Below are 17,380 nucleotides of genomic sequence, written 5' to 3'. Positions count from 1 at the left end.
TAACCTCTAGTCATAATTGATGTACACACGGGTATGCGCCGGCGCACTGCGATGGATAAGGCATTCCAGAGCACTGCCCGGATTCACGCCGAAACGCTCGCCCCAGTAACTGGCGCCAAAACGGCGGCCGGTGAACTGCCGCCCACCGGTATTGAGTGTCCACATGAACTGCGCCCGCCAACTGCCGAAGTGCGCACTGCCGAAGCGTGAGCGCCCCATTCGGGGTGCATGCATCTCGGTGACGGTGGCGTTGGGATAGCCTTGGGTCTGGGCGATTTCTATGAAGTAACCGATGGTTTGGCTGCCTACCGCGAGCAGGCGCCGACGTACCGCCAGGCGACGATCGTCAAACAATGGCTTCTGACCAAGGCAGGGGTCGGGCAAGTTCATGACCCGCTCCCAATCCGGTACAAGTTCACTGACGCCAGCCGGATCCATCTCGTTTTGCAGGTCAACCGCACGCGCGTCCAGACGCGATAACTCCTGCGAAATGCCTTCGAGAACTGCCTCCAGTTCCGGCACTCGTTCAGGATCCCAGGCAGGACCGCTCGGTAGCAGAGTGCGGAGCTGGGATTGATATTGAGCAGGCGTCCTTATGCCACCCATACACACCCCCCGTAGGTGAGCAACTGGTTGTCCGCAGCTTCAACATCGCCGATTGGCTCAATCAGACTGTGGTCGTATTCACCGGCTGCACTGCTGATCGCTTCGCGGATGTGACTGAGCAGCAACGTATCGCCCATGCCTGCCTCTCGGTTGTGCAGGTCGCGCAATTGCTCTTCGACCGCAGCTCGTACCGCACTGGTATCAGGGTTCAAACGTAGTTTGTAGGTAATCGAAACTTGTTGCGGCGCCAGCACGTGCAACTCGGCTGTGACCGGACGCAGGGGTTCGATATAGGCCTGGATTTCTGCCAGCCGTTCTGCGTTGGGAATAGGCTGCAAATCGTCATCGCGCATGACGAACAAATAGACAATTCCATAGCCGACATCGCTTGCACGGCACCACGCCCGCGTCACACCCGGCACTTCCAGCGCCCAGGTTTCATAATCACTGGCCGAGCCACCGTGAGGGATCACGCGATAGGAACGAATCACTCGCGAACGCAGCGACTCCAGACTCTCCCGCGCGACACCACCGCTGAGTCCCGGCGCCTGCACCACAAAACTACTACCGACAATGCCGGCAACCGGCTGCACCGGCGTCAACACGAGGCCCGCGTCAGCATTGCCGAGGCTGCCGGCATCGAGCGCGGCGATGGTGGTGCTGTTGACACCGTTGGCCGTGACCCGCGCAGTGGTGACTTTGTAAGTACGGCCATCGTTGGTTTGCAGCAACGTATCGACGTCCAGAATCGCACCGGCCGTAGCGCTGAAGCTGACGCTGCCCGTGGCCACTTGCGCGGGTTTGCGCGGCTGGTTCAGACGCAGTGCGGCGATGCGTTCCAGGGTCGACTCATCGGCTTTGTCGGGGAGGATCTGCTCGGCAATCCAGTCGAGATAACCGTACAGACCAAACGCGGCGCCGCCGAGGGTGCGGGCCAGCACTTGCGCATCGGACTGGCGCAGCGAATCGCCGGCCAGGTCGCTTTGGGTGCGCTTGATCAGCACCGGCAGCGAAGGGGTTTCAAACGGCATAGATCACCTGCCAACTGTTATCGGGGTTAATGTCCAGACGTTCGCCGTCGGCCAGGGTCAGCACCGTGCGCAGATTCAGACGCTGGGCATCGAGGCGTTCGCTGAGGATGGCGATGGCGCTGCAGTGGCCGTCGTCGATCAGCCATTGCAAGGCTTCGCGGGCATAGAACTCGGCGTCCATCTGGGTTTGTCGGGTCAGCTTGACCCGGCGCAACAGCCACAGCCGCGAGCCGATGCGATCGTCAGCGACGGTGGGAAAGCTGTCGCCCCACCAGCCGAAACGTTCTTCATCGTCGAGGGCGTCGTCATCGGCGGCGCGACGCCAGGTGAACAGGCTGATAAGCACGGCGCGGGTCAGTGCGGCGTGGAGGTTCTGGCTGATAAACATCACTGGCCTCCTGCCGGCACACCGGTCTGGCCGCTGCCGGCTTGTACGCCGACGTGGACGTGTTTGATCTGGCTGATACCGCCAGCGAGCTGGTCACCGGTGGAGACGATTTTTCCGCTCTGATTGATCACCGGCGTGTCGAAATTCACCGCGCTGCTGGCGCGGATGTTCAGCGTGGCGGTTTCGATGTCGATGATCCGTCCGCGCTTGAAGTGGATCTTGTCGCCCTCGTCGGTGTAGATCGCCACTTCGCCGGCGGCCAGCGCTTGCAGGCGATAGCGGCGGTCGGCGATGACTAAAGCGATGGCGTGGGAACGGTCGCCGCCGATGAAGGTGACGACGCCTTCGGCACCGGCCAGTGGATGGCTGGTGAAGCCGTAGGGTTCGAAGTGTTCGAGGTCGTCGTTGACTTCACCGGCGGTGAGGCGCATTTGCAGCGATTGCAGCTTGGCGGCCGAATTGGCGAGCACGACAGTGCCGCGCGCCAGCAGGCGTGTCATCAGGCTCATGTTGAATTCCTATGAGGCCCTAAAAGATCGCAGCCTTCGGCAGCTCCTACATTGGATCGGTGTGCATTTGTAGGAGCTGCCGAAGGCTGCGATCTTTTAAGGAACAGTCAGGTTTTGGGGGGACTGGGGTTGGCGTCAAAGGTATGCGGCGGGGCCACTTGCAGGGTGGTCACCGAGCCTTGTGCCGACAGCGAATACGTCACTTTCGAAATGAGCATGTCGCCGTCAAAACCAAGCACCGGATCTTTCACTCGCACCAGCGTGTTGTGACGCCACAAATCGCCATTGGCCTGACGCCAGCCCTGCACCTGATACGTGGTGGTTTGCGCGCGGCCCAGGCGGGTGGCGCTTTCCCATTGGGCACGCTGCTGCGCCAACTCAAAGGTCAGTTGCGTGCCCTCGTTGATCACCGTGGTGCGCCGACGTTTGAAGGTCAGATCAGCCGCCGTCGATTCAACTTCGCTGACCGCCGCCCCGCTCTGGGTGTCCGAGCCTTTTTGCTGACCGATCACCCGGTATTCGGAGAACACCTGGCTCTGATCCATCGCCGCATTGGCCGACAAAATATTCTTACCCAGCTCCAGCGCATCACTGGCGCGGCCGCCGCTGCCGGGCTTGGCCAGCACCAGCCGGCCCTGCTCGTCATCCGTGGAAAAAACCCGCAGTAGCGAGAGCAAACGGTCGATCGACTGAAACACCGTTTCACCCGGCACGATCGTGTGTTTGGCCAGCCGCGACGTCTCGGGAATTTCGTTGACCACCTTCAGCGAATACTCACTCGCCAACGCCTCGACGATACTCAGCAAGGGTTGATCCTGCCATTGATTCGGCCGGTTGGCGGCTGCGCAATCGACCAGATCCTGTGTCTTGGAACTGCCTTCGATGCTCAGGCTGATCTGACGTTCGTCATAACTGATCGGCGCTTTGAACACATAACCGGTGAGCACCAGATCCCTGCCGATTTTCACTTCGCAGGGGTCGCCGGGTTTGATCCGCTGATCCACGGTCTGGCCTGGCCATTGCCAGGTGATTTCCAGTTTGAAGGTGCGAAACTGACGCTCCAGATCGGCGCTGATTTCGACGCTTTTCCAGCCGCCGTATTCCATGTCATTAACCGTCAGCGTGACGCGATTATCCATCTCGCTCATGGCTTACTCCCTGGAAACTTTCACGTCGTTGGGCGGCAGGTACAACGGATGAACAGTACCGTTGCGTTGGATCACTTCGGTAACGCGAGTGGCATCAGCAAACTGTTTATAGGCCACCACCAGCGCCGGCAAACTTTCCTGAAACGACTTGCTGACCTGCCGCACACCGGACGATGCCACCGCTTTGAGGTGATTGATCAACGCCTCTTTCACATCGTTGATCGCCTGAAAATGTGCGGCACCGGCCTTGTCCAGCATCGGATCAATCGCCGCGCTCACCGCTTCGCGCAGGGCCTGCATGTCATCACTGACGGGCACTTCCTGACGGCTCACCGGCGTGGTCGCCTGTTGGCCCACCGACGGTGTCGATTGCAGCTTCACCGGCGTGGTCGCCACCGGCATCGACGCCACCCATTGCGCGACTTTGACCAGCAGCGTGTCCTGCACCAGATCGGCCATGGCTTGCGCCGCCGCGTTGGTGTCCTTGCCGGTGGTGATCTTCGGCGCATCGGCTTTGCGAATTGCTTCGAGTTGTTGGGAGACGTCGGCAATCACGCCACGGTAGCCCTCCTTCGCGAACGCTTTCAGCTCCTTGATATCGCCGAGCAAGCCTTTGAATTCCGCTGCCACTTCCTTGGGCAATTCCTTGACCGCTTTCACCAGCTCAGTGATCTGCTTGTACTGCGCGATCAGCGGTTTCAGCTGCTCTTTGATCACCTCGTAAACCCCGGTGAGGCTGTTGCGCAGATTGGCGATGCCGATCCGCGCAGCCTTGATCAGCGTCATCGCCTGTTCGAAACGCGCCACCGCAGAACCGAGCAGCGAGTCGGCTTTCACCAACAAGACTTTCTGCGTGCTGACGGTCGCCGTCGGGAACGGCAGCGGCTGATCGGGATAGAACTTCAGCGTGAACGTGACCATGCCGCCGTCCTGGCGGGTGTGGGTCATGTCGCATTCGCCGACCTTGACTTGCAGGCGTCCGAGCCACGGATGCACCAGCTCACCGCTGCCCGCCTCCAACGCCTTGAGCAACTTGTCACGCTGCTCCAGGCAATCGGCGCCGATGATGAATGCGGTGATGTCGTGGGTCTTGGCTTGTTGGCCGAGGTCTTCGAAAAACGGCAGGTCGCGCTGCGGGTATTCGTGCAACTGCCCCTTGCGACCGACCGGGGTTTTCGCCTGATCGATCCAGAAACCGACACCACGAAAGGATGCCGGCAATAAACGGTCACGCCAGTTCATTGGAACCTCCTGCCGACAGCGAGCGATAACCGATGCGCGACGACAGCGCCAGGCCTGGTTGATTGGTTTGTGGTTGATCGGTGCGCAGCCCCGGCGGCGCGTTGACGAAGCTGACGGTCAGGCCACCTTCGAGTTGCGTGCGGTTGTTGATTGCGCTTTGTTGGATCAGGGCGCTGGAGGATTGTGGCAACGAGCTGTTGAGGCCCGACGCGCTCGCCGTGCCTGCATCGTTGTTGCCGAAAAACGGCGCTGGCAGAGCGCTTTCGCCATCCGCACCGGGTTTGCCGGTGATCTTCGCGACGAACCCGGACAAGTTACCGCTGAGCAGTTCCCTGATCGGCCCGACGAGACTTTGCAACTTCGTCCAGAGTCCGGCGAACCAACCGAGCAGCGGTTCCCAGGCTTGCTGGATCGACTCCAGCGGCGACTGACTGAACAGGTTATTGAAAGCGTCCGTCACCGGTTGTGCATCTGAAGTCAACGATGCCCACAAGCCGGAAAAGTAACCTTTCAGACCTTCCCAATTAGCAGTCACCGCCGCCAGCGGCGAAAGGTTGAACATGTTTTGCAGATAGTTTTTCAACGTTTCCGCGCCCGCCCGCAGAACATCCCACAGCGCAGAAAAAACCGGCGCCAGTGGCTGCCAGACGCTTTCGATCATGGCGCTCGGCGACCAGGAGAAAACCGACTTCAATTGCTCCCACGCAGCGAGCGCGGTGCGGGTCAGATTGCCGATGGCCGTAGCGACGACGTTCTGCGCCGCATTCCAGATGCCCGACAGATGCCCGCTCAGCGTGCTGTCGAACGTCGACTTGATCGACGTCCAGCCTGTCACGGCTTTATCGCGCATATCGGCAACGGCTGTGGAAACGACGTTTTGCGCAGCATTCCAAACGCCAGCCAGTTGCCCACTCAGCCTGCCGTCGAATGTCGATTTGATCGATGTCCAACCGCTCACGGCGCTGTCGCGCATTTCACCGATGGCGGTGGAAACGACGTTTTGCGCAGCATTCCAAACGCCAGCCAGTTGCCCACTCAGCCTGCCGTCGAATGTTGATTTGATCGACGTCCAGCCAGTCACGGCTCGGTCGCGCATATCTGTAAGCGCCGAGGAAACAGCGCTTTGCGCAGAGCCCCATACGTCAGCCAGTCTCGCCGTTAATGAGCCGTCGAAACTCGACTTGATCGAGTTCCAACCGGACATCGTCGCCGCCGACGCACGATTCCAGTAGCCGACGACAACTTCATCGGCGGATTGCCAAAGGGCAGACATTTTTTCCAATGGCGAGGTATAGAGTTTGGCTTTGAGTGAAGCCAGACCGGTCGCCGTATCGGCAGCCGCACGATCCCAAAAGCCAATGACGGCGTTGCTGGCCGAATCCCAGGTTTCGCCCATTGATGCACCAAACGCCCGCAGACCTGCGGACGCGCCTGCCGCCAGACCACTGACACCCGCAATGGCGTCGGCGGTCATTTCATCCCACTTGGCGAGTGCATCGGCGCGTATCGCGGCATAACTTTGCTTCGCGTCGGTGACCATTTCGTCCCAACCCTTACGCACAGCTTCGACGCCGCGCCCGGTTGCATCGCTGATCGACTGCCAGGTTTTGCTGAAAAATCCAGAGATCGAAGCCCAGTTGTCAGTGATCAGTCGGGCACCGATTACGATGAGGGCCACCGCCCCCGCGATGAGGGCAGCAATCAGACCAATCGGTGAGGCCAGAATGCCCAGCACACCGACCAGTCCCATCGCCCCGACAGTGACCACAGTGAAAGCCACCGCAGCCGCCGCCAGCCCTTCGACCAGATACGGATTATTCGCGACGAACTCGCCGATCGAGGTAATCACCGGCGTCAGCGCGGTGACAATACTGTTGACCGCCGGCAACAACGCCTGGCCGATGTTCAGTGAAATCTTGTCCAGAGCTTCGTTGAATTTTGCCAGGTTGGCCGAGGTTTCCCCCTGCACCACCTTGGGCACTTTCAGGCCTTTGTTCGCCAGCACCTTTTTCGCCAGCGCATCCTGCGCCTCGATGGCTTTCTTGATGCCATCCTGAAACGGCTTGAGCAAGCCGCCCTCGGAAATGAATCCGGCGATGTCCAGCGGCGCAAGGCCGCTGTCTTCCATGCTTTTCTTGAATGCTGCGACCTTGCCGCGCAGCCCTTTCATTTCGGTCTCGACCTTCTCGGCGCCCTTGAGCACCACGAGCATATTGACCGTAACGGGGAAGGACTGCGGGATCAGGCTTAATTGTGTATTAGCCATCACTGCACCTGCTGCATCGCATTGATCCGTTGCGCGTGCTCCAGCGATTCGCGGAGCACATCCAGTGGCCTGGCCATCATCTGTTCGGGGTCAACCTTCCAGAACCAGGCCAGGTCATAGGCGACTGCGATCAGGTCGGTGATGGCGCCGACGCCGCACTCATGAAAAAACTCGCAACGGCCCAGCTCAGCGCGTTGAGGTCGGCCAGATCCAGCTGGTTGACCGACGACGGCGGAATGCCGGCGCACACGGCGATGTATTTGGCCGCCACGTCCATGTCGAGGCTGACTTCTTCGCTCTTGTCGATCTTGTACGGCAGCGCCTTGATCGCTCGCACTTCCTGCACCGTCGGGCGGCGCAGAACGAGTTCGGTCAGGGGCTCGCCGTGAGCTTCGATCGCGACTTGAAGCTTCACGGCGCCGCTCATTGCCAGGTTCCTTTGATGCCTTCGAATTTCAGTTCGATAGCGGCGTCATCGCCTTTGGAGACTGGCTCTTCAACCAGATACGCACCGGCTAGCACGTAGACTTTGCCGTTGCTGAATTCACAGGTGACGGTCATGTCGACGCCTTCGATCAGTTGCTTGAGCGGGAAGTCCGGGGTGTGCAGCGCGGTCACTTTGAACGACGCTGCCACGTCGGTTTCCTTGTAAAAACCCGGCACGATGGTTTCGCGTTTGGTGGACATCAGCGGGGCTTCGCAGCCGCCGTTGATCGTCAGTTGTGCGCCGTCGACTTTGACGTAGCAGGTGCCTGCAATCAGTTGACCCATGGTGTTACTCCCTTGAATAAAAAAGCCCACGCGAGGTGGGCTGAATGCTTGCCGTCAACGCGCGGATCAAGCCGCGTCGTCGTACTGCAGACGGAATTGGTTGAGCAGTGCGAACACGCGCAGACCGTTGATGTAATCCGGCGGGAACAACACGTTCACGCGGCTCGGATCCTGCACGTCGCGCTCGACGATCAGGTGCTCGGCGAACAGCTCGGCGTTCTCCACGTGGCCTTCCAGTTCGAGTTTGGCGTACTGCGCAATCAGCTCTCCGCGAATGGTGCTCGGCGTGACGATCGGCTGGCCGGCGCCGAAACGGGTGCCGTCGGAGGCCAGTTTGTGCCGACCGTATTTGCTGGTGATCACGCTTTGCAGACGGCGCACGATGAACGCCGACTGGTGCATGGTTTCGCTGTCCAGATAGGAGTTGTCGGCCTGGCCGTAAGCGTTTTTCTGGTAGGTGGTGATCGAACGCTGGATGCGCACGTAGCCGCCTTCGTAGTACGCGGTGGCGATGCCGTAGTTGAGCAGCGACTGACGCTCGGTCAGGGTGAAACGCTCACTCGCCGGCGCAGGGTCGACACCCGGCAGACTGCCGCTTTGCGTCGGACGGCTGGCGTCGGCGGAAATGAAAACTGCGGTGCGTGCAGCCAATGCAGCGGCTTGTACCCAGAACGGTTGCGGAACGCCCGGCTCCAGCGCCTGAATGGTCATGTGCTGATCGTTGCGCGCCTGGCCGGCGGCAACCAGAGTGCCGACGGTGCCGCGCTTGGCGCTGTAGACGTGACCGAACAATTGCTTGGCCCACGACCAGCGACCGGTGCTGTCATCCATGACCGCTTGCCAGGTGTTGAGCGTCGACAGATCCGACCATGGTAGTGCGATGAATTCGAACGGTTCATCACCCAGTGCGGCGATGGCTTCGACCTGATCCGGCACACCGGCGCCGCCGGTCATGGCGGTGATTGCGGCGGTCAGACCGGCCGGAGTTTCTTCGCCGTTGCTCTTGCCCAGACGATTGAATTGCAGGCTGATGTCGTTGCCGCTGTCGCCCGTCCATTTGGCGTTCAGGGTGACCACACCTTCGGCAGCGGCAGCGCTCACCGGCAGATCGGCCGTGGCGTTGATTTTCTGCGCCAGCGCGGTGGCGGCCTGAGCGGCGGTAGCACCGTTGACCACGGTGGCTTGCACTCGCACACCGCCGACATACAGATTCAGCACGCCAGCCTGAGTGGCGGCGCCGGTCAGGGTCAGCACGCCTTTGGCGACCGCGCCTTCAGCGTTGTGCAGCGGCAGGCACCAGATCTCGCCGATCGGGTCAGCCTTGCGGAAGGTCTCGTACATCGCGGCGAGCATCGAGCCCTGACCGCCGATGCTTTTGGCCAGCGCAACGCTGGAGACCAACACCAGTTTGCCGACCTCGGTCGGCGCAATGTTGTCGTTGACCTGAGCGACGATCAAACGACGCAGGGTCGAGCTCGCGCTATTGGCGGCCGAATTGTCCATTTCGGCATAGAACAGCGGTACACGAATGTCCGCGGGGATGTTGCTGAATCCGATCGCCATTATTTGGCTCCCTTTTGTTTAGCGGTTGCGGTTTTGAGGGTGATATCGCCGTCGGCCAGACGTCGGCGCCACCAGGCGCTGTCCAGCACTTCACGGCCTTCCAGCGGCAGCAGATCGCCCGCCTCCGGGTCAGGTACGACGCGGCCGGCGGCCGGCAGTACGGTGATGCGATTGCTCATGGGGTTACGTCTCCAGAGAAAGTCATTTCCACGCGCCCATCGGGGCCCGGGCGTTTCAGATTGGGGTCGGCCGGGTCGATCGCATCGACCCGCACGGTGGCCCCGGTGAAGGACGACAAACCGTCCAGTTCGCGTTCGTGCCAACTCTCCGCAGGCTGACTCGGCAGATTGCGGCCGAGCTGGAACTCGGCAAAAAAACGCAGCCGGTAAAACGCCCGGCTGCTGTTGATCGACAGCAGTTCACCGCCGTCATAGACGATGGCGCTGTAGTCGGTATCGGGCTTGAAACCCACCAGCGCACGCCACAGTTCGGCGCGCAGGTCGTGCAACAGATCCAGCGCTTTTGTGGGGTCGCTGGCGTCGAGCGCCAGAACGATTTCAAAGCGGTCGCGGATCGGTTGGGTGGTGAGGTTTTGTGCGGTGCTGTTGCTGGCCAGATCGGCGAGCGGCAGCACGTGGGCCGAAGGTGTCGGCAGAGCGGAATTGCCCTGCAACAACGCCAGATCGACCCCCACCGAAATGTGATCGGCCAGGCTGGGGCATTGCGCACGCAATTGCGTGAGGATCGGGGTGATCTTCATGGGGGTGTTCCGGATTATGAAACTGACCACAGGTCGCTGTAGGAGTGAGCCTGCTCGCGATTGCGGTGGATCAGTTAGATGAAGTTCGACTGTGGCACTGCTATCGCGAGCAGGCTCACTCCTACAAGGGATTTGCGGCGTTTTCAGGTCAGTCTTAAGCAGCGACTTCAGGACTGAGGCGCTGTAGAAAATGCAGAATTACTGCGGATCGCGCGGCGGAATTTCGCAGACGCCAATCCGCTTGGCCGCCCAGCGTTCATAAAGACCAATCGCCACATCGGCCCCCGCCATTGCGGTCAGGCAACCAAAAGCGCCAGCCGCCCAGATCGACATGCCAGCGGCATACAGCAGCATGATCGCCGAGACACCGCAGATCATGCAGGCGCCGGAGCGCAGCGCCAGGCGGCGCATCAGCGACCAGCCACGGGCGCCCTCTTTGTCAGCGCGCCACATTTCGCCGGACACCCCGCCCACCACGGCAAGGAGGATGACCAGCCAGATCGGCATGTCTGCCAATGCTTGTTGCTCGTTTGTCATGTCACGCCTCCTTGAGGATTTGATGAGTGAAAAGTGTTTGATTTAAGAGAGCGCTGGACTGGATAGAGCACGCGCAAAAAAGCTCGTCAGTTAATTTACTTCGAGCTTTTCTAATCTACGTGTTAAGGACATTCGGTTGTCAGCGCCTCATTGCAGAGGCGGGGAATTCTTTTTGCTCAATCGATGACCTATAACGACAGGTAAATGCCGAAAGAGCAAATACGTCGACAGCACCATCACATTCAGTAAAAACATAACACCGCATGAGAACAGAATGTAGGCGATCGGATTGCGACCAAATAAAGACAGGGGTGCGCGAGCATGAGCCAGATCAGTTTCGCGCATATAAAGCATCCAAAAAACCAAAATCATCAGAAGCACCCAACCCGCCAACAAACACATCATCTTGAAAAGAGAGCTCTCCTCATACTCGGTATCCTCGAACAATGAGTTCTTCACAACCAGACAAGTAAACAAAACAGAAAAAAATGGAGACAACCATCCTATATAATTAACCACAGCACTGGACAGCGTATAAAATCTTGAAGAAATAAAACCAGCCCCTGTCAGCCAATAGCCGTCGACTATTGACCGGGACATTGAAAACATTCCACTGCGTGCATCGTCAGAAATAAAGAACGCAAAAACAAACAAAGGCGCCCAGGACAGCAAGAGCAAGACCACCGGAATTTTCATTTTAATGAAGCGTTTACCTGAAACCCTCACGACTCCCCCTTATTATTGACCAGTGCCCTCGGCGCGAAAACACCGAGGGCAAATTCCGGTCTAACAGACTTCGCTAGTCCGGCTTAATGCTATTTAAAAAAATAGCCATTGATTTCATCAACTTTCGCCGCATCAATGTACGCAGAGATTAATGCCATCAGCACTGCAACTGCTGGAATGGAAACGATAGCAGGGATACCAAAGAGCGCCAAAACCACGGCCAACAATGCTCCCGCTGCAGACGCGGCGGCAGTGCCGACCGCCATCGATTCGATTTCGAGACCCAACGGTTTCCAGTCACCGGTCTCATAACCAGAAACTGCTTTCTGTCGAATAGCTTCTCCCTGAACAATCTTCCCAACCACGCCGAAGGCTTTACCCAGTCGCGTCAAATTGGCTGCAAAAGTGGCTTTATCCAGTGCCTTCAGAGCATCGGCGACGGCTTTGGAATCCTGGCCACTGAGCTTTGCCCGCGGATTGCTGCGAACCGTTTCAAATGTCGCCATGGCATCGTTGTAGCTGCGGATTTTCTTCCCGGAAATATTGCTCTGAAGATCACGGGCAACCTTACTCATACGCTCGCCGTATTTAGTCAGAATCTCCTCATTGGTGTCTGCCAGAAAGCTCAGACCATCCTTCAAAGACTCTGCCTCCAGATAGGCTTGCGCGGTATTAAGCGCAGGCAGTCTGCCCTCCAGGCTGTTTATTTCCCGCGTGATGACGTCGGCACGATACGCCGTACTGATCAATGAAAGTTCGTGCTCGAAAGCAGCATCGGAAGGCAGTTTTCCGTCCCTTGCCCGCTCGAGGAAACCCTTCAGATCGCTATTTTTGAAATCCACGCCGGGATACTGCGACAGCGCGAAATTCAAAGCCTTCAAGGAATCGTACTTGCGCTGCGACAGCACATTGACGACAGCCAATGCACGGCTGACCCACTCACCAGCCGTTTGCTGCGGGAGAGGTCCTATCCTTGCGTTTTCGGCATCAAGTTCGGACTGCACTTTGGGTTCGACAGCCGCGACATCAGCGTTGTATTGATTAACGATGGGATTGCGTCGCGCAGTCAGCTTTTCGCCCCAGGCACGAATCTCTGCCCACATGGTGGCTTCTTTTACGGCAGCCTGGTTCTCCGTCAGTTGCAAAGCATCAAGAAAACGAAGAACAGACGTGTATTGGGTATTCAACGCCGTGACCGTATCGGCATGCAACTTTGCTGAATAGGCTGCACGATAGGAGCGCTCCCATGCCTTCAACGAGTCGGCATACTGAATCTTGCCTTTTTCAAAATTATTAAACGCCTTCAGTGCGATTTCATTTTGCGTTTTTGGTAACGGGTCACTGCCGAAGAAACTATTCGCCGTAGCGGCATCCGCCTGATAGGCCGCTGCCTTACGTGTGACAAGTGTCTGGCGGACGGACATCTCGCGTTTTACCGCTTCGACGGGAGGTAGACTATTAGTTCCAAATTCCAGTCGCGTCGCCGCCAGTTGAGTTTCAATGGATGCTGCCAACGCCTGCGAGTCCGCGGCATACTGATCTTGCACTGGCTTCAGAATCGCATTGGTAAATGCAACCGTGTAGGAGATGGAGGTGTTGAGCCGTCCCATCACCGTGCTCATTTGATGCGAAGTAAATACCGGCATACCGACATAATTACCAGGAATGAAGTTGTAACCACCGCCATTGCCCCAGTCTCGAACAGGGTCATATTTGTTATCAGGGTATACAAAACTTGTATCAAGCAGAATTGGACCAGCCATGACAATCTCCGAATATCTTGTGCAAACATGCACTTGATGAAGTCGAGCATGTATTACTCAACTTCCGCTCTCTGGCGCTGTTCGAGACTCATCGGTCTTCATGTTATTCAAGGTTCCACAGCGTGGACACTTGATTTGTATTTCGCTATACCGTCCCGCCCGGGCCAGAAGCTTGTTGCACTTTCCACATCTGCACTCTGTTAGCATGTGCAAGTCCTTTTGTTTGTGCATGGTGTCATGCCAATCGCACCTGCCACCTGCGACCCGCCATCTCTCATGCTGTCCCATAGATGGAATTTCAACAGTCCGACCGGCTTGCGAGAGATAGGCATTCCAAAAAGCCCGGCAGTCACCCGCCAGGCGTTTCAGTAATGCGCTCCTTCGCCTTCCTTCAATTCCTGTAACCCGGAAGGAAGCTGACTTTTCGGCGCTACTGGCGCGGTACGAGTCCATTCAGATTGTTTTTCCGACCGCGGTCCCTGCCCGCCGGATAACTGCTTCTGGTGCTTTACGCTGCACACCCGGGTCAGTTGCCAACCCTCTGAACCGTTGAGGCCGGTTCATCGCTGCCTGTTCTTGTCGAACTAAAGAGCTTGTCTTGCCAGCCGCTTTGTCGAGCGGCTTGGTGGCAAGAATATGCATGGATGCATATACAGTCAATGCATAAATGCATTTATTTATGCACTGGAAATGCACGAACGCATTAAAAGCCGCGTGGTTAAAGGCCTTGGTGGCTTTTTCGAGGCGAAAAAAAACCCGCCGAGGGGCGGGTTTTATCTGACGGTGATCTGCTTATCGGGCGTACATGCCCCACCAGAAGACGTGACCAATGATGACGATCTGCTCTTCCTGGATTTCCTGGAAGCTGTAGTCCTCGTCCGGATGTTCGTCGCGATTGAAGCTGCGCAAACGGATACCGGTGGGCAGGCGATAGAGTTGCTTCACCCGCAATTGACCGTTGTGGTTGATTGCATAAAGGTCGCCATCGATGATGTCGCCGATGCCGCATTTGCCGGCGTTGACACCGACGGTGGCGCCGTCTCGCAGCACCGGCAACATACTGTTGCCGCGCACGGTCACGCATTTGGCCTGGTCGAATTGCACACCGTTATGGCGCAAGCTGCGCTTGCCGAAGCGCAGACTAGAGCGCTCGCTTTCTTCCACGATGAATCTTCCTGATCCAGCCGCCAATTCAACCTCGCGAAGAAACGGTACCGACACCTCGTCGTCATCGACCGGTGTGTCGTCGTCCCACAGGCTTATGTCCTTGAGTTCCGCGTGCACATCGTTGTTGCGCGCGCCAGCGCTCGCCGGCGGCGCATCCGCGCGCCCGCGCAACAAGTCGGTGCTCACGGCGAAGTACTCGGCGATCTTCGAGATATGTTTATCCGAGGGATCGACGATCTTCCCGCTGAGAATTCGCGAGAGAGTGGATTGCGGCACGCCGGTGCGACGATGAAGCTCCGTGGGGGAGATCCCGTGCTGATCAAGCAGTGCTCTTAAGACGGTTGCTACGTTGCGTTTTTGCATAACGCGCATAGTGCTTGAAGTTTTACCTCAAGACAAATGCCGAATTGCATAAAAAACGCATAAATCAATATTTAACGCGTCGAGCCGCCGCGTTGGCGCGTTTGATCCGATCATTGCGCGCCTTTTTGTCGTAATCGTCTTTGGCGCCCATGATGCCACCGGCGGCGTGTACCCAATCGGTGGCGGTGCAGCCGGTGAGCAAAATGGCTGAGGTAAAGATTGAAGCGAAGATCACTGCGGTTTTCATTGGAAGGTTTCCTGATGTCATTGACACATACGTCGTTCACAACGGCGGCTGTCACTCATCCACAAGCCGCTGCAATTTTTCCTCGGCGCGTTCGAGCCTGGCTTCATGCTTCTTGATGACTTTCACATCGCCGTACTGACGCGCTGCTTTCAGATGGTTTTGTCGGCGCCGCACTTCGGCTTCGGCCTTGCGAATCGCTCTTGAATGATCATCCTCGGCAGAAGGCTCTCGGCAATAACGCTCGACATTGGCCAGCGCCTGCTCAAGTCCGGCCTGGCGATAAACGTTATCCGCCGCTTCTGCACGGTCTATTTGGCGAATAAGTTCAGCGCGGCGCTCGGCGCAACTTTGTCGCGAGTCGGCGAATGAGTTTTCAATGATAAATACGCCGCTGACTGCGAGGGACAGACTGCAGAAAAGACTCAGTTTCATGAGGCATACCCCAAGTAACTTCTCTCGCCATAATGCCCACCGAAATAACTGACGCGAGACCAGGCATCGCGACAATTCAAGTTTCTTTGTATCGCAGTTAATGCTGCCATGACCATGTCACGACAACGTGCCTTGCACATCGGAAAGTGTTCAACCATCCACGCCATCGGCACATAAACATGATCAAAACACAGCAATACCGGGATCCGTTCTGACAGTGTGGAAATACTTACCTCTTTTTCTTTCCCACCCACCGCCGCCGCAACAAACACAGTGCCTTGTCTGTTTATCGCAATTGATCGTTTCCAGACTGGAGCCTGAACGCCATATGCACTGCGCACACAAAACCAGAGCATGTATAAAACCCCTCAACACTCTAAACATCGTCACATTCTTCAAGGCAATAAAAACAGCCGAACTGCGCGGACTCTCCGGTGCCTTCGCAGAGGCTGTTGGCTTGAATCGCTTCCTTTGTAGGAGCTGCCGAAGGCTGCGATCTGTTGATCCTGATCTTCTTAAAGCAAGATCAACAGATCGCAGCCTTCGGCAGCTCCTACGGGGAATGACATTAACAATGCGGGGCTGTCGTGGCCTTACTGGCGTCTTACTCAGTCTTACTTAGTCGCGCCGGGGGCTGAGTCAGCGAGGGACGTGGCAGACACCATTGATCAGGTTGTTGATGTTGTAGTAGTACTCGGCATCGGAGAAATAATTGAACGTGACCATGCCGCCTTGAAAGCCTCGCTCCATAAACGGCAGTTCATCTCCAGCGGTATCTGCATCGAACTTCACAACAGAACGTGTTTTGAACAGGAACCTTGAAGTGTCCAGATGCGTCAGGGCAATGTCGAACTTTCGATCATAGGTATAGACTTTTCCCTCTGGCGTTTTCACTACGTAATACACATAGAGAGCGCCTTCCTTTGGATCAATCGTCATATCACCGACACCATGCCAGCGGTCTTTGTGATCATGGGTATGAACGAAGTCAATAGAAGCAAAACACGGTGCACGTGGAATATCACGATTGATCACGTAGAAATATCTGACCACCAGTCCACCGAAAACCAACACAGAGGCGATTGCCATCAATGCGATTATTTTTTTCCAACGAGCTGGTAATTCACGCATATGGCCTCCCCTTTACTTTCAGGCTTGACGCACTTGATCAATAACTGGGAGAGCGGCTTTCTTACATAATAATTAATGTCGGATAACACAATGGGCGGTTCAAACTCGCCGAGTGCTTTTACAATCTCGTCCTTGGACATCTTTTCACTTTCTTCCACATACAACTGCGCATCACCGTCTTGCCAGATGAGTTTCCACTCTTCCAGGTCGGCTGGTTTTTTAAACATCAGGTAGGCGTAAAACAAAGGAAGCGCGATAGCCGGCACAACCAATGCAGGCAGCAGAAAACGCCAGTAGCGGCGCCGCGGCTTCGTCACCGAGATGACCGCCGGCGCTGCCGGTACGGACTCAGGCACCTCTGCGCTGATCAAACGGATCTCACACAACAGCACCACGCCCCGGCGCGGCAACGTCTTGAGGCTGTCACGCGGCAAACCGACATCAGCAAAATGCGTGCGCAGCATGTGCAGCGTCTTGTAATAACTGCTGTCGGAAATCACCAGCCCGCGCTCACCCCAGACCCGCGAAATCAGCTGCTCCTTGTCCGTCACCCCGGCAATCAGCGCCAGCAACAGATCACTCTCATTACTGCCCAGAATGACCGACTGCTGCGCCCGAGTGAGGGTCATTTTTTCTGCATCGTAGTAACAATCGCTCGATGACGATCCCGAGCCGATGCCTTCAGACTGTTCCACGCCGCTTCCTCAACTGACCTTCAACCCACCAACTC

Annotated in this window: 22 protein-coding genes; all 22 read right to left on the bottom strand. The window is 57.2% G+C overall.

Annotation, left to right across the window (positions count from 1 at the left end; genetic code table 11):
* Nucleotides 1-6: 6 nt before the first annotated feature.
* The gene (locus tag GVL50_RS12000) at nucleotides 7-606 is read right to left on the bottom strand and encodes a YmfQ family protein (protein WP_159813141.1); all 600 of its coding nucleotides are present in this window, start codon (nucleotides 604-606) and stop codon (nucleotides 7-9) included.
* Complete coding sequence (locus tag GVL50_RS11995) at nucleotides 594-1,637, bottom strand: baseplate J/gp47 family protein (RefSeq protein WP_159813140.1); 1,044 nt, start codon at nucleotides 1,635-1,637, stop codon at nucleotides 594-596. Before GVL50_RS11995 ends, GVL50_RS12000 begins: the two co-directional genes overlap by 13 nt.
* A complete protein-coding gene (locus tag GVL50_RS11990) occupies nucleotides 1,627-2,025 on the bottom strand; it encodes a phage GP46 family protein (RefSeq protein WP_159813139.1) in 399 nt (132 codons plus the stop codon). Before GVL50_RS11990 ends, GVL50_RS11995 begins: the two co-directional genes overlap by 11 nt.
* Nucleotides 2,025-2,534, bottom strand: coding sequence for a phage baseplate assembly protein V (locus tag GVL50_RS11985; protein ID WP_053117691.1), 510 nt, complete (start codon nucleotides 2,532-2,534; stop codon nucleotides 2,025-2,027). The genes GVL50_RS11990 and GVL50_RS11985 overlap by 1 nt, the downstream gene beginning before the upstream one ends.
* Nucleotides 2,535-2,641: 107 nt before the next feature.
* On the bottom strand, nucleotides 2,642-3,682 hold the full coding sequence (locus tag GVL50_RS11980; protein ID WP_159813138.1) for a phage baseplate assembly protein: 1,041 nt from the start codon (nucleotides 3,680-3,682) through the stop codon (nucleotides 2,642-2,644).
* A 3-nt stretch (nucleotides 3,683-3,685) separates the two neighbouring features.
* Entirely contained in the window at nucleotides 3,686-4,924 is a 1,239-nt protein-coding gene (locus GVL50_RS11975; RefSeq protein ID WP_159813137.1) for a DNA circularization protein, read from the bottom strand.
* Nucleotides 4,911-7,190 carry a hypothetical protein gene (locus GVL50_RS11970; RefSeq protein WP_159813135.1) on the bottom strand — a complete coding sequence of 760 codons (2,280 nt, stop codon included), beginning with the start codon at nucleotides 7,188-7,190 and terminating at the stop codon, nucleotides 4,911-4,913. Before GVL50_RS11970 ends, GVL50_RS11975 begins: the two co-directional genes overlap by 14 nt.
* A 130-nt stretch (nucleotides 7,191-7,320) precedes the next feature.
* Nucleotides 7,321-7,617, bottom strand: a complete 297-nt coding sequence (locus GVL50_RS11960; protein ID WP_007908778.1) for a phage tail assembly protein — start codon at nucleotides 7,615-7,617, stop codon at nucleotides 7,321-7,323.
* A complete protein-coding gene (locus tag GVL50_RS11955; RefSeq protein WP_053117683.1) occupies nucleotides 7,614-7,961 on the bottom strand; it encodes a phage tail tube protein in 348 nt (115 codons plus the stop codon). The genes GVL50_RS11960 and GVL50_RS11955 overlap by 4 nt, the downstream gene beginning before the upstream one ends.
* 66 nt (nucleotides 7,962-8,027) lie before the next feature.
* A complete protein-coding gene (locus tag GVL50_RS11950) occupies nucleotides 8,028-9,524 on the bottom strand; it encodes a phage tail sheath subtilisin-like domain-containing protein (protein ID WP_053117681.1) in 1,497 nt (498 codons plus the stop codon).
* Nucleotides 9,524-9,703, bottom strand: coding sequence for a DUF2635 domain-containing protein (locus tag GVL50_RS11945; protein WP_053117680.1), 180 nt, complete (start codon nucleotides 9,701-9,703; stop codon nucleotides 9,524-9,526). The genes GVL50_RS11950 and GVL50_RS11945 overlap by 1 nt, the downstream gene beginning before the upstream one ends.
* On the bottom strand, nucleotides 9,700-10,284 hold the full coding sequence (locus GVL50_RS11940) for a hypothetical protein (RefSeq protein WP_159813133.1): 585 nt from the start codon (nucleotides 10,282-10,284) through the stop codon (nucleotides 9,700-9,702). The genes GVL50_RS11945 and GVL50_RS11940 overlap by 4 nt, the downstream gene beginning before the upstream one ends.
* A 198-nt stretch (nucleotides 10,285-10,482) precedes the next feature.
* A complete protein-coding gene (locus GVL50_RS11935) occupies nucleotides 10,483-10,821 on the bottom strand; it encodes a phage holin family protein (protein WP_053117676.1) in 339 nt (112 codons plus the stop codon).
* 147 nt (nucleotides 10,822-10,968) lie between these two features.
* Nucleotides 10,969-11,517 (bottom strand): hypothetical protein, encoded by a 549-nt coding sequence (locus GVL50_RS11930; protein ID WP_159813131.1) that lies wholly within the window; start codon nucleotides 11,515-11,517, stop codon nucleotides 10,969-10,971.
* A 119-nt stretch (nucleotides 11,518-11,636) separates the two neighbouring features.
* On the bottom strand, nucleotides 11,637-13,310 hold the full coding sequence (locus GVL50_RS11925) for a colicin-like pore-forming protein (RefSeq protein ID WP_159813129.1): 1,674 nt from the start codon (nucleotides 13,308-13,310) through the stop codon (nucleotides 11,637-11,639).
* A gap of 57 nt (nucleotides 13,311-13,367) precedes the next feature.
* Entirely contained in the window at nucleotides 13,368-13,523 is a 156-nt protein-coding gene (locus GVL50_RS11920; protein ID WP_371925983.1) for a Com family DNA-binding transcriptional regulator, read from the bottom strand.
* Between the two features lie 579 nt (nucleotides 13,524-14,102).
* Entirely contained in the window at nucleotides 14,103-14,840 is a 738-nt protein-coding gene (locus GVL50_RS11915; RefSeq protein ID WP_053117672.1) for an XRE family transcriptional regulator, read from the bottom strand.
* A gap of 64 nt (nucleotides 14,841-14,904) precedes the next feature.
* Nucleotides 14,905-15,087 carry a hypothetical protein gene (locus GVL50_RS11910; RefSeq protein WP_159813127.1) on the bottom strand — a complete coding sequence of 61 codons (183 nt, stop codon included), beginning with the start codon at nucleotides 15,085-15,087 and terminating at the stop codon, nucleotides 14,905-14,907.
* A gap of 51 nt (nucleotides 15,088-15,138) precedes the next feature.
* Entirely contained in the window at nucleotides 15,139-15,519 is a 381-nt protein-coding gene (locus GVL50_RS11905) for a DUF1090 domain-containing protein (RefSeq protein ID WP_159813125.1), read from the bottom strand.
* The gene (locus GVL50_RS11900) at nucleotides 15,516-15,875 is read right to left on the bottom strand and encodes a hypothetical protein (RefSeq protein WP_159813123.1); all 360 of its coding nucleotides are present in this window, start codon (nucleotides 15,873-15,875) and stop codon (nucleotides 15,516-15,518) included. The genes GVL50_RS11905 and GVL50_RS11900 overlap by 4 nt, the downstream gene beginning before the upstream one ends.
* A 283-nt stretch (nucleotides 15,876-16,158) precedes the next feature.
* Nucleotides 16,159-16,650 carry a hypothetical protein gene (locus GVL50_RS11895; RefSeq protein ID WP_159813121.1) on the bottom strand — a complete coding sequence of 164 codons (492 nt, stop codon included), beginning with the start codon at nucleotides 16,648-16,650 and terminating at the stop codon, nucleotides 16,159-16,161.
* Nucleotides 16,617-17,345 carry a DNA-binding protein gene (locus tag GVL50_RS11890; protein WP_159813119.1) on the bottom strand — a complete coding sequence of 243 codons (729 nt, stop codon included), beginning with the start codon at nucleotides 17,343-17,345 and terminating at the stop codon, nucleotides 16,617-16,619. Before GVL50_RS11890 ends, GVL50_RS11895 begins: the two co-directional genes overlap by 34 nt.
* Nucleotides 17,346-17,380 lie beyond the last annotated feature (35 nt).

Source organism: Pseudomonas sp. 18058, from assembly GCF_902706155.1.
GTDB classification, from domain to species: domain Bacteria; phylum Pseudomonadota; class Gammaproteobacteria; order Pseudomonadales; family Pseudomonadaceae; genus Aquipseudomonas; species Aquipseudomonas rustica.
Note: the sequence above shows the minus strand (reverse complement) of the source record. Positions and strands in the feature narration are given on the sequence as shown.